Consider the following 23,943-nt stretch of genomic DNA (forward strand, 5'->3'; position numbering starts at 1 on the left):
GTGATGGATATGACAACGCTGACCTGGCTGCACGGCGAACCGCGTTCCGGCGGCCTGCTGAAGGCCAACCCGGAAGATTTCCAGGTGCGTGAGGATCTGGGCTTCGAGCCGGATGGCGAGGGCGAGCACCTGCTGGTGCGCATCCGCAAAAACGGCTGCAATACCCAGTTCGTGGCGGAGGCGCTGGCGCGCTTCGCCGGCATTCCCGCCCGCGCCGTCAGCTACGCCGGGCTGAAAGATCGCCATGCGGTCACTGAGCAGTGGTTCTGCCTGCATCTTCCCGGCAAAGAGGCGCCCGATCTTGCGGCGTTTCAGCTCGAAGGGTGCGAAGTGCTTACCAGTGCCCGCCAGCGCCGCAAGCTGCGCATCGGCGCGCTGAAAGGCAACGCCTTTACGCTGGTGTTGCGTCAGGTCACTGACCGGGCGGACGTGGAGCAGCGGCTGGCGCGCATTGCAGAGCAGGGGGTGCCGAACTACTTCGGCGTGCAGCGTTTCGGGCATGGCGGCAACAATCTGGTGCAGGCCGCACGCTGGGCGCGTGACGAGATCCGCGTGAAAGAGCGCAGCAAGCGCAGTTTTTACCTCTCCGCCAGCCGCAGCGCGATGTTCAACCTGATCGCCGCTGAACGGCTGGCGCAGGGGCTGCACCGCACCGTGCTGGAGGGCGATGCCCTGCAACTCAGCGGGCGCGGAAGCTGGTTCGTGGCGAAAGCGGACGAACTGGCGACGCTTCAGGCGCGCCTGGAGGCGGGCGAGTTACAGATTACCGCCCCGTTGCCGGGTGACGGCGAGCTGGGCACCCAGGCGGCCGCCGAAGCGCTGGAGCAGGCCTGCCTGGCCCAACAGGGCGATCTGCTCGGCCTGCTGAAGCGCGAGCGGGTTGAGCCGGCGCGGCGTGCGCTGCTGCTCTACCCGCAACAGATGCAGTGGAACTGGTGGGACGATGTCACCCTTGAGCTGAATTTCTGGCTGCCGGCCGGCAGCTTCGCCACCAGTGTGGTACGTGAAATCCTGCGGCAGGACAACGGTAATGCGGATCTTACTGAGTAACGATGATGGCGTCAGCGCGCCGGGGATTCAGACCCTGGCGGCGGCGCTCAGGCAGTTTGCCGAGGTGCAGGTGGTGGCTCCCGACCGCAACCGCAGCGGTGCCTCCAATGCGCTGACGCTGGATGCGCCGCTGCGTACGCTGGCACTGCCCAACGGTGACATCGCCGTGCAGCAGGGCACCCCTACGGATTGCGTCTATCTGGGCGTCAACCAGCTGATGCGGCCGCGGCCCGATATTGTAGTCTCCGGCATTAATGCCGGGGCGAACCTCGGTGATGATGTGATCTACTCCGGCACCGTGGCTGCGGCCACCGAGGGGCGGCACCTGGGCTTTCCGGCGCTGGCGGTCTCCCTGGACGGGCATCAGCACTATGAGACCGCCGCTGCGGTAACTTGTGCGATCCTGCGGGGATTGCAGCGCGAACCGCTGCGAACCGGCAAGATCCTGAACATCAATGTGCCGGATCTGCCGCTGTCTGCCATCAAGGGCATCAAGGTGACCCGCTGCGGCAGCCGCCACCCGGCCGATCAGGTGATTCACCAGCAAGACCCGCGCGGTCAGGATTTATGGTGGATCGGCCCGCCGGGCGCAAAATTTGATTATGCGCCGGGCACCGATTTTGCTGCACTGGAAGAGGGATATGTGTCCATCACACCGCTTCAGGTCGATTTAACGGCCTACGCGGCACAGGATGTTGTGGAGAGATGGTTAACCAACGCCGAGGTCAACGGGGAATGGTGAACAGTCGTATGCGAATTCTGCTGGACCAGCTCCGCCAGCAGGGCATTCAGGATGAGCGGTTGCTGCAGGCGATAGAGGCAGTGCCGCGGGAGCGTTTCGTGGATGAGGCGCTGGAGCACAAAGCCTATGAAAACACGGCGCTGCCGATCGGCTCCGGCCAGACCATCTCCCAGCCTTACATGGTGGCGCGGATGACCGATCTGCTGCAGCTTTCGCCCGGCTCGCGGGTGCTGGAGATCGGCACCGGCTCCGGCTACCAGACGGCGATTCTGGCGCATCTGGTCGATCACGTCTGCTCGGTTGAGCGCATCAAAGGGTTGCAGTGGCAGGCCAAGCGCCGCTTTAAGCAGCTTGATCTGCATAACATCTCCACCCGCCATGGCGACGGCTGGCTCGGCTGGCCCGCACGCGCGCCGTTCGATGCCATTATCGTGACTGCCGCGCCGCCCGAAGTGCCCCAGCCGTTGCTGGAGCAACTGGATGAGGGCGGGATCCTGGTTCTCCCGGTGGGTGAGCACTCACAACTTCTGCAACGCATCCAACGCAAAAACAATGAATTCAAGGTCGAGACCATTGAGGCGGTGCGCTTTGTGCCGATGGTCAAAGGGGATCTGGCCTGATTCACCCTTGCTCTTCTCTGCCGCCGGGCTTAACGCCCGGCCGGCAATAAAAAATTCCGTACTACTCTCCTATGGTGCTGCACCGGCGATGTTGATAGCATCCGTGGCAGCGTTTTTCTCTCTTGCTGTCCGCTGCGGCAGTTGTGAGGGACCTTACCGCGCGCAGGGCGGGCCTGTTGCCTTTTCGCGGCGGATTGATAAGGTTTTTTGGATAGTTCACTGATATTGCTGTTATGGGGGAATGATGAGCACGGGAAGCCCGGTTATGACATTGCGTCGCATTGCGGCATGTACAGTAGTGAGTTTATGGTTGGCGGGATGCTCCAACAACGCCTCCACCTCCGCACCCATTTCTAACGTCGGCGGCGGTGGCAGCAGCCAGGGCGGCATGATGGGCAGCCCGTCCCCACAGGGCGGCAGCCAGGTCGGGCCGGGAGGGCGGATTGTCTATAATCGCAGCTATAATTCCATTCCCAAAGGCAGTTACACCGGCAGCACCTACACGGTAAAACGGGGCGATACCCTGTTCTACATTGCCTGGATCACCGGCAATGACTTCCGCGATCTCGCCGCACGCAATAATATTTCTGCCCCTTATAGCTTAAATGTTGGGCAAACGATTCAGATTAATAATGTCTCCTCCGGAGCCAGTACCGGCGGGGCTTTGGTGGCCTCAGACGCTACCCGCGGTGGGGTACCGAAACCGCCTTCCAGCACGCAGATCCAAAGCGCAACGGTTGATTCTCGTCCAACTACCGCGTATTCTGCTAGTTCTGGTAAACAGAATGTAGGTAAGATGTTGCCTTCATCGGGAGCGGTGGTTGCTACGACTGCTCCTGTTACCGCGCCGAGCACTACCGTCAGCAGTACAGCGAATACCGGCACACCGGTAAGCAGCTGGAGATGGCCTACTGACGGTAAAATTATCGATAGCTTCTCAGCATCTGAGGGAGGCAACAAGGGGATCGATATTGCCGGTTCGCGTGGCCAGTCCATCGTTGCTACCGCCAGTGGGCGTGTAGTGTATGCAGGGAATGCGCTTCGCGGTTACGGTAATCTGATCATCATTAAACACAATGATGATTACCTGAGCGCCTATGCACATAACGACACAATGCTGGTCCGGGAACAACAAGAAGTGCAGGCGGGTCAAAAAATCGCGACCATGGGTAGCACCGGAACCAGTTCAGTAAGATTACATTTTGAAATTCGTTACAAGGGGAAATCCGTAAACCCGCTGCGTTATCTTCCGCAGCGATAAATTGGGCAGAATCCCTGTATTCTGCCTCGGGATCACGGGTAGGAGCAGCTTATGAGCCAAAGTACGCTGAAAGTTAACGAGTTACATGATGACGCGGATTTCGACGAGAACGGCGGTGAGAACTTTGACGAGAAAGCGCTCGTTGAAGAGCCTGTTGATAACGAGGCTTCTGAGGAAGAACTGTTATCACAAGCTGTGAGCCAACGAGTGCTGGATGCAACTCAACTGTATCTCGGAGAAATTGGTTATTCGCCTCTTCTGACCGCAGAGGAAGAGGTTTACTTCGCGCGGCGTGCACTGCGCGGTGACGTGCCGTCCCGCCGCCGGATGATTGAAAGTAACTTACGTCTGGTAGTTAAAATCGCCCGCCGTTACAGCAACCGTGGTCTGGCACTCTTGGATCTGATCGAGGAAGGTAACCTTGGCCTGATCCGTGCCGTTGAAAAATTCGACCCGGAGCGCGGCTTCCGATTTTCTACCTATGCAACCTGGTGGATCCGCCAGACCATCGAACGGGCGATCATGAATCAAACCCGTACGATCCGTCTGCCGATCCACATCGTGAAAGAGCTGAACGTTTATCTGCGTACTGCGCGTGAACTTTCTCACAAGTTGGATCATGAACCGAGTGCGGAAGAGATTGCCGAGCAACTCGACAAACCGGTTGATGATGTAAGCCGCATGTTGCGCCTTAATGAGCGCATCACGTCGGTAGATACGCCACTGGGTGGCGACTCAGAGAAAGCGCTGCTGGATATTCTGGCAGACGAGAAAGACAACGGTCCGGAAGACACCACGCAAGACGATGATATGAAACAAAGCATCGTTAAATGGCTGTTCGAACTGAACGCCAAACAGCGTGAAGTGCTGGCGCGTCGTTTCGGCCTCTTGGGCTACGAAGCTGCCACACTGGAAGATGTGGGCCGTGAAATTGGTTTGACTCGTGAACGTGTCCGTCAGATTCAGGTTGAAGGTCTGCGCCGCCTGCGTGAAATTCTGCAGGGTCAGGGGCTGAGCATCGAAGCGCTGTTCCGCGAATAAGCGGTCCGCCTCTCTGCTCTGGAAAAGCCGTGAATCATTAACCTGCTCAGGAAGTTAATGATTCATTGAAGGAAGTACCTTAAAAACGGTGGGCATCTTGCCCGCCGTTTTTTTATGCCTGCGAAAAAGGGTACGGCACATAAAAGAGCTGCGATCGCCGCGATCGGAGGCTGGATCCTGAGGATCACAGCCCGGGGGAGGCAGGATCCTTACAGGGCAGAATGATCTGCCCTGTACGCTTTCCCCGCACGCCCCGTTCTTACGCGCCGTTTTCCTTACACCATATTCTTCAGACGGTAGATCCACTCCAGAGCCTGACGTGGGGAGAGGGTGTCAGGATCGAGCGCTTCCAGTGCTTCCACCGCCGGGGATGTCTCCTCGCTCAGCAACGTCAGCTGGGCGCTGTCCACATGGCTGGCTGCCGCCTGGTTGGAAAGGGTTTCCAGCTCACGCAACTTCTGCCGGGCGCGCTTAATCACATCACGCGGCACCCCGGCCAGCGAGGCCACTGCCAGACCGTAACTTTTGCTGGCTGCGCCCTCCTGCACATTGTGCATAAAGGCAATGGTGTCCCCATGCTCTACGGCGTCCAGGTGGATGTTCACCACGCCTTCCATTTTTTCCGGCAGGGTGGTCAGCTCGAAATAGTGGGTGGCAAACAGCGTCATGGCTTTAATGCGGCTTGCGAGGCTCTCCGCACAGGCCCAGGCCAGGGAGAGGCCGTCATAGGTGGAGGTGCCGCGGCCGACCTCATCCATCAGCACCAGGCTGTTTTCGGTGGCGTTATGCAGGATGTTGGCGGTTTCTGTCATCTCCACCATAAAGGTTGAGCGGCCTGACGCGAGATCGTCCGCTGCCCCGACGCGGGTGAAAATGCGGTCCACCGGGCCGATGGTCGCCGCCTCAGCCGGGACAAAACTGCCGATATGCGCCATCAGCACAATCAGCGCCGCCTGGCGCATATAGGTACTTTTCCCGCCCATGTTGGGGCCGGTGATGATCAGCATCCGCCGCCCCGGAGAGAGTGTTAGCGGGTTGGCGATAAACGGATCTTTCAACACCTGCTCCACCACCGGGTGGCGGCCGCCGGTGATACGGATACCGGGCTGATCGCTCAGGGCAGGGCAGGCATAGTTCAGGGTATCGGCCCGCTCTGCCAGGTTGCTCAGTACATCCAGCTCTGCCAGCGCTGCCGCACTCTGTTGCAGCTCGGGCAGGTGCGGCAGCAGCAGGTCGAACAGCTCATCGTAAAGCGACTTCTCCAGCGCCAGCGCTTTGCCTTTGGAGGTCAGAACCTTGTCTTCATACTCTTTCAGCTCAGGGATGATGTAGCGCTCAGCGTTTTTCAGCGTCTGGCGGCGCACATAGTGCATCGGCACCAAGTGGCTCTGGCCACGGCTGACCTGAATAAAGTAGCCGTGCACCCCGTTAAAGCCGACTTTCAGGGTGTCGAGGCCCAGCTTCTCCCGCTCCCGGATCTCCAGACGATCCAGATAATCGGTGGCACCGTCAGCCAGCGCGCGCCACTCATCCAGCTCTGCATGGTAGCCCGGCGCAATGACGCCGCCGTCACGCACCAGCACCGGCGGGGAGTCGATAATGGCTTTCTCAAGCAGCGCCACCAGTTCGCTGAACTCGCCGGTCTGGGCCAGCAGCGCAGGCAGGTGACCGCCGGTAAGCGGCGTCAGCAGCTCGCGCAGTGCCGGTAACTGCTGCATCGCATGGCGCATCCGTGCCAGATCGCGCGGGCGGGCGCTGCGCAGGGCAAGCCGTGCCAGGATGCGCTCAAGATCCCCGACCTGCCGCAGCAGGGGCTGAAGATCGGGCACGATCTCCTGCAACGCCGCAATGCTTTGCTGGCGCTGGGTCAACAGCGTCTGGTTGCGGCTCGGCATATGCAGCCAGCGTTTCAGCATCCGGCTGCCCATCGGCGTGACGCAGCGATCCAGAATCGCGGACAGGGTATTTTCCGTGCCGCCCGCGAGGTTTTGCGTCAGCTCCAGATTGCGGCGGGTGGCGGCATCCATGATGATGCCGTCCTGCTGGCGCTCCATGGTCAGGCCGCGGATGTGGGGCAGGGCAGTACGCTGGGTGTCTTTCACATACTGCAACAGGCAGCCGGCAGCACGCAGCGCCTGCGGGGCCTGTTCCACCCCGAAGCCGGTCAGGTCACGGGTGCCGAATTGCAGGTTCAGCTGCTGGCGGGCGGTATCGAGCTCGAACTCCCACTCGGGGCGGCGGCGCAGGCCGCGGCGCTGCTCGATCAGCGCCATCTCCGGGAAGCTCTCCGGGTAAAGCAACTCCGCCGGATTGGTACGCTGCAACTCGGCAGCCATCGTCTCGTTGTCGGCCGGCTCCACCACCTGGAAACGGCCGGAGCTGATGTCGAGCGTGGCGTAACCAAACCCGCGGCTATCCCGCCAGATGGCGGCCAGCAGGTTATCCTGGCGCTCTTTCAGCAGCGCCTCATCGCTGACGGTACCGGGTGTGACAATCCGCACCACTTTGCGCTCTACCGGGCCTTTGCTGGCTGCCGGGTCGCCAATCTGTTCACAGAGGGCGACCGACTCGCCCAGCTGCACCAGCTTCGCCAGGTAGTTTTCCACCGCATGGTGCGGCACGCCCGCCATCGGGATCGGTTCACCGGCAGACTGGCCGCGCTTGGTCAGGGAGATATCGAGTAACTGGGAAGCACGCTTGGCATCGTCGTAAAAAAGCTCGTAGAAATCCCCCATCCGGTAAAACAACAGGATCTCAGGATGTTCGGCTTTGAGACGCAGGTATTGCTGCATCATCGGGGTATGGTCTGCGTAAGCGTTATTTTCCATAGTCTTCACGGCAATAAGGTTGGGGCAGGCTGCAGGGCAGAGCGGCAGCCTGAGAATGGAAGGGCCGTACACCGCCGGCCTCGATCAGAATAGGCGTGATGTTAACAGGTGGTCCGGGGGTTGAAAACGCATCCGCGCCGATCGCCGGGGTTTTTCTCCGCTCCTTCGGCACGTCTCGCAAAATCATGCAGGATCGCTCATGCTTCCCTTGAGAAGTGCTAACATTGGACCCACTTACCTTCTTCACAGACAGGATATGTGATGAGTGAAAAAAACCTGCACGCCCTGAGTGTACGCCTGGGTGAGCGGCTTCAGGCGGCCTCTGCCTGGGTGACCTGTGCGGAGTCCTGCACCGGCGGGCTGGTGGCCAAAGCCATTACCGATATTGCCGGCAGTTCCGCCTGGTTTGACCGGGGATTTGTGACCTACAGCAACGCCGCCAAACACGACATGCTGGGGGTGGCGGAGTCCACCTTACAGGCACACGGTGCCGTCAGTGAGGCGGTGGTCCGGGAAATGGCCGTCGGCGCGCTTAAAGCCGCGGGTGCCGGCTATGCGGTGTCCATCAGTGGGATTGCCGGGCCGGGCGGCGGTACAGCGGCCAAACCGGTCGGCACAGTCTGGTTCGGTTTTGCCGCGCAGGATGGCCGGATCGTGGCGGTTAAGCAGCACTTTTCCGGCGACCGCGAGGCGGTAAGAATGCAAGCCGCTGTTTTCGCGCTGCAAACCCTACTCGATGAATTTCTGGAAAAATAAGCTTGTGGTACTGTATGCGTATACAGTATAATTCATCTCGTTTTCCAGTATACCAAATTACAATCAGTGACGGCCCCGGGGTGACCCACCGCTGTCCGTAGAGGAGTCAACATGGCTATTGATGAGAATAAGCAAAAGGCGTTAGCTGCAGCACTGGGCCAAATTGAGAAACAATTTGGTAAAGGCTCCATCATGCGCCTCGGTGAAGATCGCTCTATGGACGTGGAAACGATCTCTACCGGTTCTCTGTCGCTTGATATCGCGCTGGGCGCGGGCGGTCTGCCGATGGGCCGTATCGTTGAGATTTACGGCCCGGAATCTTCCGGTAAAACCACGCTGACCCTTCAGGTCATCGCGGCGGCGCAGCGTGAAGGCAAAACCTGTGCCTTCATCGATGCTGAGCACGCGCTGGACCCGGTCTACGCCAAGAAACTGGGCGTAGACATCGACAACCTGCTCTGCTCCCAGCCGGATACCGGTGAGCAGGCGCTGGAGATCTGTGATGCGCTGACCCGCTCTGGTGCGGTTGACGTCATCATCGTTGACTCCGTGGCCGCCCTGACGCCCAAAGCAGAGATCGAAGGTGAAATCGGTGATTCGCATATGGGTCTGGCCGCCCGTATGATGAGCCAGGCAATGCGTAAGCTGGCCGGTAACCTGAAGCAGGCCAACACCCTGCTGATCTTCATCAACCAGATCCGTATGAAGATCGGTGTGATGTTCGGTAACCCGGAAACCACCACCGGGGGTAACGCCCTGAAGTTCTACGCTTCTGTGCGTCTTGATATCCGCCGTATCGGTGCGATTAAAGAGGGCGACGTGGTCGTCGGCAGCGAAACCCGCGTGAAAGTGGTCAAGAACAAAGTGGCTGCACCGTTCAAGCAGGCTGAGTTCCAGATCATGTATGGTGAAGGGATCAACATCAACGGCGAGCTGATCGACCTGGGCGTGAAGCACAAACTGGTTGAGAAAGCCGGTGCCTGGTACAGCTACAACGGTGACAAGATCGGTCAGGGTAAGGCAAATGCCTGTAACTACCTGAAAGAGAACCCGGCTGTTGCCGCAGAGCTGGACAAGAAGCTGCGTGAGCTGCTGCTGACTAACAACGGTGAAGCTGCCGCCACCGCGACAGAAAACCTTGATGACGACAGCGCAGAGATGAGCGAAGAGTTTTAATCGACATTTACTGAGCTGAACCAGCCAGAGTGTGCAAACACTCTGGCTGTTTTTTTATGTGGATGGCCGGCCCCGGGCGTACCCTGTGGGCTGGCCGTCCGGCTATGCCGAAGGAGCGTGCCTGATGAGCCATGATCCCTCCCAACCTGTGCGACCCGAGAAAGAGCAGCTCAATACCCTGCTTGCACGGGCGATGCGCCTGCTTTCCCAGCGCGACCACAGTGAAGCGGAACTGCGCCGCAAGTTGGAAACCCCGCCCGTGATTGCCCCACGGCGCAGCGCACCCTTTTCCCGCCACGCCTCCCGCCGTGCCGGTGACGCTGCTGAAACTTCTCCCGCGCCTGCGCCTGTACCGCATCAGGCTGAAGCGATCGATCCCCTGCTGGTGGAGAAGGTTATTGCGTATTGCCTGGAGCACCACTATCTGGACGACCCCCGTTTCACACAGAGCTACATCAACAGCCGCAGCCGTAAAGGCTATGGCCCCCAGCGCATCCGGTCTGAACTGATGCAAAAAGGGGTGGCGAAAGATCTTATTAATACCGCCTTTGAAGAGACGGACGTGGACTGGTGCCGGCAGGCGCGTGAGCTTGCTGAACGCAAGTTTGGTGAGCAACTGCCGACAGAGTGGAAAGAAAAGGCCAAAGTGCAGCGTTTTCTGCAATACCGGGGCTTTTTTCAGGAAGAGATACAGTCAATTTATCGCGATTTTGATGAATGAGCGCATACTGGATTTTACTTCCCACGGAAGAAATTTTATCTTATTCCCACTTTTTGTTCGTAAGCAGTGCGCCGGCGTCAGAACGCTGAGCATACCGCTTACGGGCTGTTCTTCTAGCCTGATTCCGGGACATTTATGAGCAAGAGCACCGCTGAGATCCGTCAAGCGTTTCTCGATTTTTTCCAGAGCAAGGGACACCAGGTTGTATCAAGCAGCTCTTTGGTTCCCAATAACGACCCGACACTGCTGTTTACCAATGCCGGGATGAACCAATTCAAGGATGTTTTCCTTGGCCTGGACAAGCGTGCCTATTCACGCGCCACGACCTCACAGCGCTGCGTCCGTGCGGGCGGCAAGCACAATGACCTCGAAAACGTCGGGTATACCGCGCGCCATCATACCTTCTTCGAAATGCTGGGTAACTTCAGCTTCGGTGACTACTTCAAGCATGACGCTATTCAGTACGCCTGGGAGCTGCTGACCAGCGAAAACTGGTTTGCCCTGCCGAAAGAGAAGCTGTGGGTGACCGTGTATGAAACCGATGATGAAGCCTATGACATCTGGCTGAAAGAGATTGGCGTGCCGCAAGAGCGCATCATCCGCATCGGTGACAATAAAGGTAAGCCTTACGCTTCTGACAACTTCTGGCAGATGGGTGATACCGGCCCGTGCGGCCCGTGCACCGAGATCTTCTTCGATCACGGTGACCACATCGCCGGCGGCCCACCGGGCAGCCCGGATGAAGATGGCGACCGCTACATCGAGATCTGGAACGTGGTGTTCATGCAGTTCAACCGCCAGGCTGACGGTACCATGGAGCCGCTGCCGAAGCCGTCTGTGGATACCGGCATGGGCCTGGAGCGCATCGCTGCGGTTCTGCAGCATGTGAACTCCAACTACGAAATCGACCTGTTCAAAACCCTGATTGGGGCAGTGGCAGAGGTGACCGGCGCGACCGATCTGGGCAATAAATCACTGCGCGTGATTGCTGACCACATCCGCTCCTGTGCCTTCCTGATCGCTGATGGGGTGATTCCGTCCAATGAGAACCGCGGCTACGTGCTGCGCCGTATCATTCGCCGGGCTATCCGTCACGGCAATATGCTGGGCGCAACCGAGACCTTCTTCTATAAGCTGGTGGCCCCGCTGATTGCGGTGATGGGCCCGGCGGCGGAAGAGCTGCAACGCCAGCAGGCGCTGGTTGAGCAGGTACTCAAAACCGAAGAAGAGCAGTTTGCCCGTACGCTGGAGCGCGGTCTGGCGCTGCTGGATGATGTGCTGGCAAACCTGAAAGGCGATACGCTGGACGGTGAAACGGCTTTCCGTCTCTATGACACCTACGGGTTCCCGCTGGATCTGACGGCGGACGTCTGCCGTGAGCGCAACCTGAAGGTCGATGAAGCGGGCTTTAATCAGGCGATGGAGCAGCAACGCCGCCGTGCGCGTGAGTCGAGTGGCTTCGGTGCCGACTATAACAGCCTGATCCGGGTTGACGGCAGCACGCAGTTCCTCGGGTATGACCAGCTGGCACTGCCGGCGAAAGTGGTGGCACTGTATCGTGATGGCCAGCCGGTTGACAGCATCAACGCCGGTGAGAATGCCGTGGTAGTGCTGGATGAGACGCCATTCTACGCTGAGTCAGGCGGCCAGGTCGGTGACAAAGGCCAGCTGCGTACCGCAGCGGCACAGTTTGATGTGATCGATACCCAGAAATACGGCCAGGCGATCGGCCATCAGGGTGTGCTGAGCCAGGGCACCCTGCGCATTAATGAGGGTGTGGATGCCCAGGTTGATGTGGCTCGCCGTAACCGCATTCGCCTGAACCACTCCGCGACCCACTTGCTGCACGCCGCATTGCGTCAGGTGCTGGGTGACCATGTGGCGCAGAAAGGCTCACTGGTGAATGACAAATATCTGCGTTTCGATTTCTCCCATTTCGAAGCGATGAAGCCTGCCGAGATCCGCGCGGTGGAAGATATCGTCAACGCCCAGATCCGTCGTAATCTGCCGGTCGAAACCAACATCATGGCGTTGGAAGAGGCAAAAGCAGAGGGCGCGATGGCGCTGTTCGGTGAGAAGTATGAAGACAACGTGCGCGTACTGCGCATGGGTGACTTCTCCACCGAGCTGTGTGGCGGCACACACGCCAGCCGCACCGGTGATATTGGCCTGTTCCGTATCCAGAGTGAGTCAGGCACCGCAGCCGGCATCCGTCGTATTGAAGCGGTGACAGGGGAGGGGGCGATTGCCACACTCCATCAGGAAACCGATCTGCTGCAAAGCATCTCCCATCTGGTGAAGGGCGATGCGAACAACGTCTCTGAGAAGATTCGTGGCCTGATCGAGCGCTCCCGCCAACTGGAGAAAGAGTTGCAGCAGCTGAAAGGCCAGCAGGCCGCTCAGGAGAGCGCGTCCCTCACTTCCAGGGCGAAGCAGGTAAAAGGCGTGCCGTTGCTGGTCAGCCAGCTGGATAATGTCGAGCCGAAAATGCTCCGCACCATGGTGGATGACCTCAAAAACCAGCTTGGCTCGGCCATCATCGTGCTGGCTACCACGGCAGAAGGGAAAGTCAGCCTGATTACCGGCGTGACCAAAGATCTGACTGACCGGGTGAAAGCAGGCGAACTGATTGGCTATATCGCTCAACAGGTTGGCGGTAAGGGCGGTGGCCGCCCTGACATGGCTCAGGCCGGCGGCAGCGATGTGTCTGCCCTGCCGGGTGCGCTGGAAAGCGTCACCGCGTGGGTAGAAGACAAATTATAGGTTTGAAATAATTCAACTCTACTGATACGCCATAACGCCTTGTGCGTTATGGCGTTTTTTGTTTGGAACCGACGCCGGGCCGCGCCGCAAATGCCACAAAGCCGCTGAATTCGGCTAAACTGAAAAGAGTTAACGTTGATCCTATGATTACCTTACAGTTAATGTAAGGAGCATAGTATACGTTTTCACAGTATATGATGGATAATGGCGGGGAAACTGAGAGACCCGACTCTTACAATCTTTCAAGGAGCAAAGAATGCTTATTCTGACTCGTCGAGTTGGTGAAACCCTCATGATTGGCGATGAGGTGACTGTCACTGTATTAGGGGTGAAGGGTAACCAGGTACGTATTGGTGTCAACGCCCCGAAAGAGGTTTCTGTCCATCGCGAAGAAATCTACCAACGCATTCAAGCTGAAAAGTCCCAGCAAACGACCTACTAAATTGACCGGCGTCTCGCGGGAAGCGAGGCGCCAATCATCTTTTTCCTCTCTTTGCCTCTCTCCCTCTGCTTTTCTGCACCTTTTTTCACGCACTCTGACTCATAAGATTTCTACGCCCTGCGCCTTTTTGCGTTGATAAAAAGACCATTTTGACGTCAAACCATCCATATTGCGCGTGAATTGTTCAAACACGCACGAGATGAAAAAAAAGGGTTTGACTTATAAACCCGGGAAAGTAATATGTGCGCCACGCAGCGCCGATGAGCTTTCAGAAAGTTAATCAGCGCACTCGCAAGAGGCGTAAGGTGAGGTGGCCGAGAGGCTGAAGGCGCTCCCCTGCTAAGGGAGTATGCGGTCAAAAGCTGCATCGAGGGTTCGAATCCCTCCCTCACCGCCATTTAATGCATCCATAGCTCAGCTGGATAGAGTACTCGGCTACGAACCGAGCGGTCGGAGGTTCGAATCCTCCTGGATGCACCATACTTTTGTATGGACGTGTGAATGTGGTCTTAGCAACACCATACCAAACCTGTAACAAGGTAAGCAGTACCAAAAAGTATTTCCGTTGCATCCATAGCTCAGCTGGATAGAGTACTCGGCTACGAACCGAGCGGTCGGAGGTTCGAATCCTCCTGGATGCACCATCTTTTACTTTCACGGAAACATGAGTTCCGGGAAAGGCGCAGTAAGAAAATCACCTATGCATCCATAGCTCAGCTGGATAGAGTACTCGGCTACGAACCGAGCGGTCGGAGGTTCGAATCCTCCTGGATGCACCATTTTCTTTACATCCCTTCTGTTTTACCCGCTCTCTGTTCTCTTTGTTAAAAACCCCGTATTTATCCCTGCTTCACAAGCACGACATCACGCTTCTTTTTCTGATTCTCCCTTTGATTCACCTGCAGTGACATAAGTTATTCTTTGTTTCTATTTGGACTGCTCCAGCCCTGCTTTTTACTATGCTGTTTTCTGCTACCTATTTTCCCCGTGTTACCCGCCCATGCCATAGGCCATGCTTTCAACGCGTGCCATTCTGTTTATTCTGAAAATTCATTGTGTTAACCGGTGATTAAACCACCGTTTTTTACTGCCTTGCGCAGTTGATTTATGTTTTATAGGGAGTTTTTCAGGCCGGGTATTTTGCGGTTGATTGATTGTCTGTGCCACTTCGTTTCCGCCAATTAACCAATATGCGACATTCAAAAGACTTTACGCTAAAGTAGTTTTTCTCTTTTTCAGTGAATGCGGAGTACACGATGTACGATCGTTACGAAGGACTGATATTCGATATGGATGGCACCATATTGGATACCGAACCGACTCACCGCAAGGCCTGGCATCATGTGCTGACAAAATACGGTATGCACTATGACGCAGAGACCCTGACGGCACTGAATGGCTCACCGACCTGGCGGGTTGCCCAGGCGATTATTGATGCGCACCACGCCACGCTGGATGCCCATCAGCTGGCCGCAGAGAAAACGGCGGCCGTCAAAGAGATGCTGTTTGACAGTGTCCGCCCGCTGCCGTTGATTGAGGTTGTTAAAGCCTATCATGGCCGCCGCCCGATGGCGGTCGGCACCGGCAGTGAGCACAGCATGGCGGATGCCCTGTTGCGGCACCTCGGGTTGCGTGATTGCTTCCAGGCGATTGTGGGGGCCAATGATGTCAGCCACTATAAGCCTGCGCCGGATACTTTTTTACGCTGTGCCGAATTAATCGGGGTGCCTGCTGCGAAGTGCGTGGTGTTTGAAGATGCGGATTTCGGCATTGAAGCGGCAACACGCGCCGGGATGGCGTATGTGGATGTGCGCACTTTGTGAGTGGCACGCTGGCCGTTGCATCGTTATTTGGCAGCAGTTTTCTTAGCGCAACGCTGTTGCCGGGAAATTCAGAAATTCTGTTGGTCGCTTTACTCACTGCCGGCGATACCGCACCGGCAGCGTTGGTGTTGTCTGCAACGGCAGGCAACACCCTGGGCGGCCTGACAAATGTGGTAATAGGACGCTTTCTGCCGGCGGCGTCTGTCCAGCGGGGGCATCAGCTCGCCTCCGCCTGGCTGACCCGCTTTGGGCCTGCTGCGCTGTTGCTCAGCTGGGTTCCGGTAGTCGGCGATATGTTATGTGTGTTCGCAGGCTGGCTGCGTATGCCCTGGTTACCGGTGGCGTTTTTTCTCTGCCTGGGCAAGGGCCTCCGTTATCTTGTGCTGGCTTATCTGACTTTACAGGGGTTGTCCTGGTGGCATTGAACAGAACAAACAGCCCGGGGCAACCTGGCTATTCTGCTTACACGTTATCGTTTTTTGAGAGCGGGAGGTCGATTTGATCCCGGACGTATCCAAGGCACTTTCATGGCTGGAAGCGCATCCTCAGGCAATTAAAGGCATCCGCCGTGGTATTGAGCGTGAAACGCTGCGGGTAAACGCAGACGGTTCGCTGGCCGGCACCGGGCACCCTGAAGCCCTGGGGGCGGCATTGACGCATGAGTGGATTACCACAGACTTTGCGGAAACGCTGTTAGAATTTATCACGCCGGTGGATGGGGACATTGATCATCTGCTGACGTTCCTGCGTGATATTCACCGTCATACCGCCCGCACGTTAGGCGAAGAGCGGATGTGGCCGCTGAGTATGCCCTGTTTCGTCGGTGATGAGCAGGAAATCGAGCTGGCCCAATACGGCACCTCCAACATCGGGCAGATGAAAACCCTGTACCGTGAGGGGCTGAAAAACCGTTACGGCGCGCTGATGCAGATTATCTCCGGCGTTCACTACAACTTCTCCCTGCCGCTTGCCTTCTGGCAGGCGCGGCTGGGTGTGAAAGATGCGGAAAGCGGTAAAGAGGAGATTTCGGCCGGCTATTTCAGCCTGATCCGTAACTACTACCGCTTTGGCTGGGTGATCCCTTACCTGTTCGGGGCTTCGCCAGCGATCTGCTCCTCTTTCCTGAAAGGGCGGGAGAGTGCGCTGCCTTTCGAACGTGATGAAAAAGGCATGTGCTACCTGCCTTATGCCACCTCGTTGCGCCTGAGTGACCTGGGCTATACCAATAAATCGCAGAGCAATCTGGGCATTACGTTTAACGACCTCAACACCTATGTTGCCGGGCTGAAGAAGGCGATCCGTACGCCTTCCGAAGAGTACGCGGCAATGGGGACGAAGCGTGATGGCCGTTATCTGCAGCTGAATACCAACGTGCTGCAGATTGAGAACGAACTCTACGCACCGATTCGCCCGAAGCGGGTAACCCGCCGTGGCGAAACGCCGTCTGATGCGCTGATGCGCGGCGGCATTGAGTATATTGAAGTCCGTTCGCTGGACATCAACCCCTTCTCCCCGGTCGGTGTGGACATCACCCAGGCACGTTTCCTGGACCTGTTCCTGATCTGGTGTGCGCTGGCGGATGCGCCGGAAATGAGCAGCGAAGAGCTGCTCTGTACCCGTAAAAACTGGAACCGGGTGATCCTCGAAGGGCGTAAGCCGGGCCAGACCATCGGCATCGGTTGTGAAACGTCGCATGAACCGCTGGTTGATGTCGGTAAATCGCTGTTTGCCGATTTACGCCGTGTGGCGGAAGTGCTGGATAAGGTCAATGGCGATCGCCAGTATCAGGGGGCCTGCGATGAGCTGGTCGCGTCATTTGACGATCCTGATTTGACATATTCCGCCCGGATATTGCAGGCTATGAAAGAGAATGGTCTGAAAGGGGTCGGGCTGGCACTGGCTGAGCAGTACCGCCAGATGCTGAGCGAAGAGCCTTTGGAAATCCTCACGGATGACCAGCTGGCAGCAGAGCAGCGGGCTTCACTACAGCGGCAGAAAGAGTTGGAAGCAGCGGATACGTTGAGTTTTGATGAGTTTCTGACGCAGGTAAATGCGGCAAAATAAAAGAAAAAGGCCACAGTCACTGTGGCCAAATATACATCGCTGATAACAGAGATGATGATAACAAATGCGCGTCTTTCACTAATTAAGACCCGCTGCATGTGAAAAGGTTTCCTGAGTTCGCAAAAATATCTTTTTTTCCTGAAGGAGGTGACACGATGCCATTGTTGGATAGCTTTACTGTAGATCATACCCGGATGGCCGCACCTGCCGTTCGTGTCGCAAAAACGATGCATACACCGCATGGCGATACCCTGACCGTGTTTGATCTGCGTTTCTGCCGGCCGAATCTGGAAGTGATGCCGGAGCGCGGTATCCATACGCTGGAGCATCTTTTTGCCGGCTTCATGCGCAATCACCTCAATGGGGATGGCGTAGAGATCATCGATATTTCCCCAATGGGTTGCCGTACCGGGTTTTACATGAGCCTGATCGGTACGCCGGAAGAGCAGCGTGTGGCCGATGCCTGGAAAGCGGCAATGGCAGACGTGCTGAAAGTCTCTGACCAGCGCGCCATCCCGGAGCTGAACGAGTATCAGTGCGGCACCTACCAGATGCACTCCCTGGAAGAAGCGCAGGAGATCGCGCGTCACATCCTCGACCACGAGGTGGTTGTAAACCGTAACGACGATCTGGCGTTGCCGAAAGATAAACTGCAAGAACTGCACATCTAGTTCAGTACGCCGCAGTAACAAAAAAGACGCGATAATCGCGTCTTTTTTATTGGGCCGGCGGCAGCAACCTGGCCTGTCAGTGCTGCTCCACGCTGGCGCGGATGGGCTGAACAGGGGTCACGCGCACTTGCTTGATCATGTTGTCCTGCACGTCGAGGATCTGGATGTCATAATTTTCTACCCGGATCTCGGTGTTGACCGGCGGGATCTCTTCCAGCACTTCCAGCAGCATGCCGTTAATGGTCCGCGCATCCTCAGCCGGCAGGCGCCAGTTAAAGGCCTTATTGAGTTCGCGCACATTGGCGCTGCCCTCAATCAGCACGGACCCATCGCTTTGCGGCGTGACCTCTTCTGCCAGGGTAGGGGACATGGAGGTGGTGAAATCCCCCACGATCTCTTCGAGAATATCCTCTACCGTGACCAGCCCCTGAATATCCCCATACTCATCCACCACAATGCCGACCTTCTCTTTATTGCGCTGGAACTTCACCAGCTGGATGTTCAGCGGCGTGCCCTCAGGAATAAAGTAGATCTCATCAGCGGCGCGTAACAGGTTCTCTTTATTGAACTCTTTTTTCTCGGTCATCAGGCGGTAAGCCTCACGCACGCGCAGCATCCCGATTACATCGTCGAGAGAGGCGCGGTAAAGCACAATGCGCCCGTGGGGCGAGTGGGTCAGCTGGCGCATGATCGACTTCCAGTCGTCATTGATATCAATACCGACGATTTCATTGCGCGGCACCATGATGTCATTGACCGACACACTCTCCAGATCCAGTACCGAGAGCAGCATGTCCTGATTGCGGCGTGAAATCTGGGAGCGGGACTCGTTTACAATGGTGCGCAGCTCCTCTTTGCTGACGGCATCACTGAGGTGAACGTTGGTTTTAATGCCGAACAGGCGCATCAGCAGGCGCGAAAGCGTATTGAGCACCCAGACCAGCGGCAGCATGATTTTTTGCAGCGGCATCAGCAGCAGGCTGCTTGGAAACGCGATCCGCTCCGGGTAGAGCGCGGCAAAGGTCTTGGGCAGCACTTCAGCAAACAGCAGCACGGCAAAGGTCAGCACACCGGTGGCAATGGCGACCCCGGCGTCCCCATACAGCCGCATACCCACAATGGTGGCCAGCGCGGAGGCCAGAATATTGACCAGGTTATTGCCGATCAGCACCAGGCTTATCAGGCGGTCAGGTTGCTGAAGCAGTTTTTCCACCCGGCGCGCGGCGCGGTTCCCCTGTTTGGCCTGATGGCGTAGCCGGTAGCGGTTAAGCGTCATCATGCCGGTTTCAGAGGCGGAAAAATAAGCGGAAACGATGATCATAATGACCAGCGTAATAATCAGGGTGCCTGTAGAGACATGCTCCAACGCGGTCTTCCTTATAACAATGAGTGAACTCCCCATCAGGGGAGTATACGTATTCAGATGATGGGTCAGCCTACCATGATCTGCTGAATCAGCCGGCTGCCGAAGTAAGCCAATGTAAGCAGGACGGCACCCGCCATGCTGAACCACACCACGCGGCGGCCGCGCCAGCCTTCATGGTAGTGCCCCCACAACAGAACAACATAGACAAACCACGCCATAATCGACAGCACTGCCTTATGAACGTTCTCTTTGCTGAACAGGTTATCCATGTAGAACAGGCCGGTGCAGAGCGTCAGCGTCAGCAGGACAACGCCGACCTGCGTGATATGAAACAGCTTACGCTCAATACTCATCAGCGGCGGCATATCAGACGCAAAAGAGAGCCGTTTATTCTTCAGCAGGTAGTCGAGCCAGGCGAGCTGAAACGCATAGAGCGCCGCGATAATCAGGGTGGAATAGGAGAACAGCGACAACCCGATATGCACCAGCAGGCCGGGGCTGGACTCAAGATGGGTAATAAACTCCCCCGGCAACAGCCCGACAAAAATCAGGTTGATTAAGGCGAAGCTATACACAATTGGTAACAAAAACCAGCCGCGGTTGCGCGAGGCGACCACCGTCATCACGGTACAAATGATCAGGCTGACCATTGAGCCGATGTTCACCAGGCTCAGGTTCTGGCCGGTATTGACCCCAAAAATACGCTGCTCCAGAGCTATCGCATGGCTAATCAGCGCCACGGCCGCGCAGAACAGCGCCAGGCGGCGGAACCCGCTCTGTTGCCGCACCAGGCTGGGGAGGATCAGCGCAAGGCTGAGCAAGTAGGCAATCATGGCCACGAAGGCAGGAATCGGCATAAGGTGTCGTCGGGTATCAGAAAATAAGTCAGAGGGTCAGTATAACGTCAGCGGCGTCACGCTCCAACCGTTCCCCTACGGCGGGGCAGAGATCGCCCGGACTTCGTGTTATAATCCCGCCATTGTGTCGCCAAGGCGGCCTGTCATTACGTTGAGCAAGAGACGATGTTTGATAATTTAACTGATCGATTGTCGCGCACACTGCGCAATATCAGCGGCCGCGGGCGGCTGACCGAAGAGAATATCAAAGAGACGCTGCGTGAAGTGCGCATGGCATTGCTGGAGGCGGATGTCGCGCTGCCGGTGGTGCGTGACTTCATTAACCGGGTCAAAGAGAGCGCGGTTGGCGTTGAAGTTAACAAGAGCCTGACGCCGGGCCAGGAGTTCGTCAAAATCGTTAAAAACGAGTTGATGAACGCCATGGGCGAGGCCAACTCTGAACTCAACCTGGCGGCCCAGCCGCCGGCTGTGGTGCTGATGGCGGGCCTTCAGGGGGCCGGTAAAACCACCAGCGTCGGGAAGCTCGGTAAATTCCTGCGTGAAAAGCGCAAGAAGAAAGTCCTGGTTGTCTCTGCGGACGTTTACCGCCCGGCGGCGATTAAACAGCTGGAGACCCTGGCTGAACAGGTAGGGGTGGATTTCTTCCCGTCCGATGCGCAGGAAAAGCCGGTTGATATCGTCACCCGCGCACTGCAACAGGCCAAACTCAAATTTTATGATGTCCTCCTCGTGGATACCGCAGGCCGCCTGCACGTCGACGAAGCGATGATGGACGAGATCAAACAGGTTCATGCCGCGATTAACCCGGTAGAAACCCTGTTTGTGGTCGATGCGATGACCGGCCAGGATGCGGCCAACACCGCCAAAGCCTTTAATGAAGCGCTGCCGCTGACCGGCGTTGTGCTGACCAAAGTCGACGGTGACGCCCGTGGCGGTGCCGCGCTCTCTATCCGCCACATCACCGGCAAGCCGATCAAGTTCCTGGGTGTGGGTGAGAAAACCGAGGCCCTGGAGCCGTTCCACCCTGACCGGGTCGCCTCGCGCATCCTGGGCATGGGCGACGTCCTGTCGCTGATTGAGGATATCGAAAGCAAGGTTGACCGCGCACAGGCGGAGAAACTGGCGTCCAAACTGAAAAAGGGCGACGGCTTCGACCTGACCGACTTCCTGGAGCAGCTGAAGCAGATGCGTAATATGGGCGGTATGGCCAGTATGCTCAGCAAGCTGCCGGGTGCCGGCCAGCTGCCGGACAACGTCAAATCACAAATGGATGACAAAGTGCTGGTGCGGATGGAGGCGATCATCAACTCCATGACGCTGAAAGAGCGCGCCAAGCCCGAAATCATCAAAGGTTCCCGCAAGCGCCGCATCGCGCTGGGCGCAGGTATGCAGGTGCAGGATGTCAACCGGCTGCTGAAGCAGTTTGACGAAATGCAGCGCATGATGAAGAAAATGAAGAAGGGTGGCATGGCTAAAATGATGCGTGGCATGAAAGGCATGATGCCGCCCGGTTTCCCTGGTCGTTAACCCCGGATTATTTATTTACAGCGGCGCGCGGCAACTTTGTACGCTTTAGATTGCTTTTTGCGCCAAAATGAGTAAAATTTTCGGGCTTTTTATATTGCACCCGGGCCCCGTTCCCTCAATGGGGCCCGGCTGTTTTATTAACTAAAGAGGATGTTATGGTAACAATTCGTTTGGCACGTGGCGGCGCGAAAAAGCGTCCGTTCTATCAAGTAGTAGTCACCGACAGCCGCAATGCGCGTGACGGTCGTTTCATCGAGCGCGTTGGTTTCTTCAACCCGATCGCTTCTGGTCAGGCTGAAGGTCTGCGTCTGGACCTGGACCGCATTGAGCACTGGGTTGGTCAGGGTGCTACCGTTTCTGATCGCGTTCACGCGCTGATCAAAGACGCTAAGAAAGCAGCTTAATCTGTCGCGGTGGCAACGATGAGCAAGCAACTCAAACCGGTAGCACCTACGCAGCCGATTGTACTCGGTAAAATGGGGTCTACTTACGGCATTCGTGGTTGGCTCAGAGTGTTTTCATCCACCGAAAACGCTGAAAGCATTTTTGATTACCAGCCCTGGTTTATCCAGAAAGGCGGTAAGTGGCAGCTTGTCGAGTTGGAAGACTGGAAGCGCCACAGTCAGGATCTGATCATCAAAGTCAAAGGCATTGACGATCGGGATGCCGCGCATCTGCTGACGAATTGCGAAATCGTCGTGGATTCCGGGCAATTGCCGCCTCTGGAAGAGGATGATTACTACTGGAAAGACCTGATGGGCTGCCAGGTAGTCACCACAACCGGGTACGAGCTGGGTAAAGTCATCGATATGATGGAAACCGGCTCAAACGACGTCATGGTCGTGCGGGCAAACCTGAAAGATGCATTCGGCATGAAGGAGCGGCTGGTTCCGTTTCTTCATGGGCAGGTTATCAAGAAAGTCGATCTCACTGCTCAAGTGATTGAAGTAGATTGGGATCCTGGTTTTTGACCTCCGATTTGACCGGAAAAGATGAGTGGAACGGCAGCATGGGGATGGGCAAATGTTTATCGGTATAATTAGCCTGTTTCCCGAAATGTTCCGCGCCATCACCGATTACGGGGTAACTGGCCGGGCAGTAAAAAATGGCCTGCTGAGCGTACAGTGCTGGAGTCCGCGCGATTTCGCATACGACCGGCACCGCACCGTGGACGATCGCCCTTACGGCGGCGGCCCCGGTATGCTGATGATGGTGCAACCCTTACGGGAAGCGATTCAGACAGCAAAAGCAGCGGCAGGCGAAGGCGCCAAGGTAATCTACCTTTCGCCTCAGGGGCGCAAACTCGATCAAGAGGGCGTGCGCGAGCTGGCAACAAACCCGAAGATGATTCTGGTGTGTGGCCGCTATGAAGGGATTGATGAACGGATCATCCAAACCGAAATTGACGAAGAATGGTCAATTGGTGATTACGTTCTCAGTGGTGGTGAGCTGCCGGCCATGACGCTGATTGACTCTGTCTCCCGGTTTATCCCGGGCGTACTGGGTCATCAGGGTTCTGCAGAAGAGGATTCTTTTGCAGATGGCCTGTTGGATTGCCCTCACTACACCCGCCCTGAAGTGTTGGAAGGCATGGAAGTTCCGCCGGTTTTACTGTCGGGCAACCATGCTCAGATACGCCGCTGGCGTTTAAAGCAGTCGCTGGGCCGTACCTGGCTTAGAAGACCTGAACTTCTGGAAAGCCTAGCTCTGACTGACGAGCAACAGGTGTTGCTGGCCGAGTTCCAACGGGAACACCGGGCCAGTCAACCAGACTATTAAGGAAGCATCAGCGTTGGCTGATGTTCCCGATATATCAGTTTACCTAGGGTAAGAGACATATTATGAGCAACATTATTAAGCAAATCGAACAAGAGCAGCTGAAGCAAGACGTACCAGCATTCCGTCCGGGTGATTCCGTGGAAGTGAAGGTATGGGTCGTTGAAGGTAGCAAAAAACGTCTGCAGGCATTCGAGGGCGTGGTTATCGCCATCCGTAACCGCGGTCTGCACTCTGCATTCACTGTTCGTAAAATTTCCAACGGCGAAGGTGTTGAGCGCGTATTCCAGACTCACTCCCCAGTAATCGACAGCATTACTGTGAAACGCCGTGGTGCCGTTCGCAAGGCCAAACTGTACTACCTGCGTGAGCGTACTGGTAAGTCTGCTCGTATTAAAGAGCGTCTTAACTAAGATACAGCTAACGCTGCATCCAAAAGTTAATAGAGATGAAGGGGTG

22 protein-coding genes and 4 tRNA genes are annotated in these 23,943 nt (G+C 56.7%); 23 read left to right on the forward strand and 3 right to left on the reverse strand.

The genetic code is table 11. The features are described 5' to 3' along the window. The first annotated feature begins 3 nt into the window (after window positions 1-3). The 5 genes from truD (at window position 4) to rpoS (ending at window position 4,714) form a co-directional block, all read left to right on the forward strand. The gene (gene truD, locus CYR32_RS06245) at window positions 4-1,050 is read left to right on the forward strand and encodes a tRNA pseudouridine(13) synthase TruD (RefSeq protein ID WP_101823514.1); all 1,047 of its coding nucleotides are present in this window, start codon (window positions 4-6) and stop codon (window positions 1,048-1,050) included. After that, window positions 1,031-1,792, forward strand: coding sequence for a 5'/3'-nucleotidase SurE (gene surE / locus CYR32_RS06250; protein WP_101823515.1), 762 nt, complete (start codon window positions 1,031-1,033; stop codon window positions 1,790-1,792). Before truD ends, surE begins: the two co-directional genes overlap by 20 nt. Beyond that, window positions 1,786-2,412, forward strand: coding sequence for a protein-L-isoaspartate(D-aspartate) O-methyltransferase (locus CYR32_RS06255; protein WP_101823516.1), 627 nt, complete (start codon window positions 1,786-1,788; stop codon window positions 2,410-2,412). The genes surE and CYR32_RS06255 overlap by 7 nt, the downstream gene beginning before the upstream one ends. Before the next feature lie 244 nt (window positions 2,413-2,656). Continuing rightward, window positions 2,657-3,673 carry a murein hydrolase activator NlpD gene (gene nlpD, locus CYR32_RS06260; RefSeq protein WP_101823560.1) on the forward strand — a complete coding sequence of 339 codons (1,017 nt, stop codon included), beginning with the start codon at window positions 2,657-2,659 and terminating at the stop codon, window positions 3,671-3,673. Between the two features lie 51 nt (window positions 3,674-3,724). Beyond that, the gene (gene rpoS / locus CYR32_RS06265) at window positions 3,725-4,714 is read left to right on the forward strand and encodes an RNA polymerase sigma factor RpoS (RefSeq protein ID WP_072928996.1); all 990 of its coding nucleotides are present in this window, start codon (window positions 3,725-3,727) and stop codon (window positions 4,712-4,714) included. 275 nt (window positions 4,715-4,989) lie between these two features. Here the strand turns inward: rpoS and mutS are convergent, their stop codons facing one another. Then, window positions 4,990-7,542, reverse strand: a complete 2,553-nt coding sequence (mutS, locus tag CYR32_RS06270; RefSeq protein ID WP_101823517.1) for a DNA mismatch repair protein MutS — start codon at window positions 7,540-7,542, stop codon at window positions 4,990-4,992. 261 nt (window positions 7,543-7,803) lie between these two features. Between mutS and pncC the strand changes: the two genes are divergently transcribed. From pncC to luxS, 13 genes are all read left to right on the forward strand, one after another. Further along, complete coding sequence (gene pncC, locus CYR32_RS06275) at window positions 7,804-8,298, forward strand: nicotinamide-nucleotide amidase (RefSeq protein ID WP_101823518.1); 495 nt, start codon at window positions 7,804-7,806, stop codon at window positions 8,296-8,298. Window positions 8,299-8,409: 111 nt separating this feature from the next. Continuing rightward, window positions 8,410-9,474, forward strand: coding sequence for a recombinase RecA (gene recA / locus CYR32_RS06280; protein ID WP_101823519.1), 1,065 nt, complete (start codon window positions 8,410-8,412; stop codon window positions 9,472-9,474). A gap of 124 nt (window positions 9,475-9,598) precedes the next feature. Continuing rightward, window positions 9,599-10,195, forward strand: a complete 597-nt coding sequence (recX, locus tag CYR32_RS06285; protein WP_101823520.1) for a recombination regulator RecX — start codon at window positions 9,599-9,601, stop codon at window positions 10,193-10,195. Between the two features lie 135 nt (window positions 10,196-10,330). Continuing rightward, window positions 10,331-12,958: an alanine--tRNA ligase gene (alaS, locus tag CYR32_RS06290; RefSeq protein WP_101823521.1), complete on the forward strand. Its 2,628-nt coding sequence runs from the start codon at window positions 10,331-10,333 to the stop codon at window positions 12,956-12,958. A 256-nt stretch (window positions 12,959-13,214) separates the two neighbouring features. Further along, a complete protein-coding gene (gene csrA, locus CYR32_RS06295) occupies window positions 13,215-13,400 on the forward strand; it encodes a carbon storage regulator CsrA (RefSeq protein ID WP_004091602.1) in 186 nt (61 codons plus the stop codon). Between the two features lie 304 nt (window positions 13,401-13,704). Continuing rightward, a tRNA-Ser gene (locus CYR32_RS06305) sits at window positions 13,705-13,797 on the forward strand. Window positions 13,798-13,803: 6 nt separating this feature from the next. Beyond that, window positions 13,804-13,880 (forward strand) — tRNA-Arg (locus tag CYR32_RS06310). An 87-nt stretch (window positions 13,881-13,967) separates the two neighbouring features. After that, window positions 13,968-14,044 (forward strand) — tRNA-Arg (locus CYR32_RS06315). A 58-nt stretch (window positions 14,045-14,102) separates the two neighbouring features. After that, a tRNA-Arg gene (locus CYR32_RS06320) sits at window positions 14,103-14,179 on the forward strand. 477 nt (window positions 14,180-14,656) lie between these two features. Continuing rightward, window positions 14,657-15,223, forward strand: coding sequence for a fructose-1-phosphate/6-phosphogluconate phosphatase (gene yqaB, locus CYR32_RS06325; protein ID WP_101823522.1), 567 nt, complete (start codon window positions 14,657-14,659; stop codon window positions 15,221-15,223). Then, entirely contained in the window at window positions 15,220-15,648 is a 429-nt protein-coding gene (locus CYR32_RS06330; RefSeq protein ID WP_101823523.1) for a YqaA family protein, read from the forward strand. The genes yqaB and CYR32_RS06330 overlap by 4 nt, the downstream gene beginning before the upstream one ends. A gap of 73 nt (window positions 15,649-15,721) precedes the next feature. After that, entirely contained in the window at window positions 15,722-17,287 is a 1,566-nt protein-coding gene (gene gshA, locus CYR32_RS06335) for a glutamate--cysteine ligase (protein ID WP_101823524.1), read from the forward strand. Between the two features lie 155 nt (window positions 17,288-17,442). Continuing rightward, window positions 17,443-17,958 carry an S-ribosylhomocysteine lyase gene (gene luxS, locus CYR32_RS06340; protein ID WP_101823525.1) on the forward strand — a complete coding sequence of 172 codons (516 nt, stop codon included), beginning with the start codon at window positions 17,443-17,445 and terminating at the stop codon, window positions 17,956-17,958. A gap of 76 nt (window positions 17,959-18,034) precedes the next feature. Here luxS and CYR32_RS06345 read toward each other — a convergent pair whose 3' ends face one another. Then, the gene (locus tag CYR32_RS06345; RefSeq protein ID WP_165698188.1) at window positions 18,035-19,324 is read right to left on the reverse strand and encodes an HlyC/CorC family transporter; all 1,290 of its coding nucleotides are present in this window, start codon (window positions 19,322-19,324) and stop codon (window positions 18,035-18,037) included. Between the two features lie 65 nt (window positions 19,325-19,389). Further along, the gene (locus CYR32_RS06350; RefSeq protein ID WP_101823527.1) at window positions 19,390-20,181 is read right to left on the reverse strand and encodes a cytochrome C assembly family protein; all 792 of its coding nucleotides are present in this window, start codon (window positions 20,179-20,181) and stop codon (window positions 19,390-19,392) included. A 165-nt stretch (window positions 20,182-20,346) separates the two neighbouring features. On the opposite strand from CYR32_RS06350, the gene ffh reads away from it, so the two are divergent. The 5 genes from ffh to rplS all read left to right on the forward strand — a co-directional run bounded on the left by ffh (window position 20,347) and on the right by rplS (window position 23,897). Beyond that, window positions 20,347-21,708, forward strand: a complete 1,362-nt coding sequence (gene ffh, locus CYR32_RS06355; protein ID WP_101823528.1) for a signal recognition particle protein — start codon at window positions 20,347-20,349, stop codon at window positions 21,706-21,708. Window positions 21,709-21,863: 155 nt separating this feature from the next. Beyond that, complete coding sequence (gene rpsP / locus CYR32_RS06360; RefSeq protein WP_101823529.1) at window positions 21,864-22,112, forward strand: 30S ribosomal protein S16; 249 nt, start codon at window positions 21,864-21,866, stop codon at window positions 22,110-22,112. Between the two features lie 18 nt (window positions 22,113-22,130). Continuing rightward, the gene (rimM, locus tag CYR32_RS06365; RefSeq protein WP_101823530.1) at window positions 22,131-22,679 is read left to right on the forward strand and encodes a ribosome maturation factor RimM; all 549 of its coding nucleotides are present in this window, start codon (window positions 22,131-22,133) and stop codon (window positions 22,677-22,679) included. A gap of 52 nt (window positions 22,680-22,731) precedes the next feature. Next, window positions 22,732-23,487 (forward strand): tRNA (guanosine(37)-N1)-methyltransferase TrmD, encoded by a 756-nt coding sequence (gene trmD / locus CYR32_RS06370; RefSeq protein WP_101823561.1) that lies wholly within the window; start codon window positions 22,732-22,734, stop codon window positions 23,485-23,487. Between the two features lie 62 nt (window positions 23,488-23,549). Next, window positions 23,550-23,897 carry a 50S ribosomal protein L19 gene (rplS, locus tag CYR32_RS06375; RefSeq protein ID WP_072929033.1) on the forward strand — a complete coding sequence of 116 codons (348 nt, stop codon included), beginning with the start codon at window positions 23,550-23,552 and terminating at the stop codon, window positions 23,895-23,897. The last annotated feature ends 46 nt before the right edge of the window (window positions 23,898-23,943 follow it).

It is taken from the genome of Chimaeribacter coloradensis, from assembly GCF_002858715.1.
In the GTDB taxonomy this organism is placed as follows: Bacteria; Pseudomonadota; Gammaproteobacteria; order Enterobacterales; family Enterobacteriaceae; genus Chimaeribacter; species Chimaeribacter coloradensis.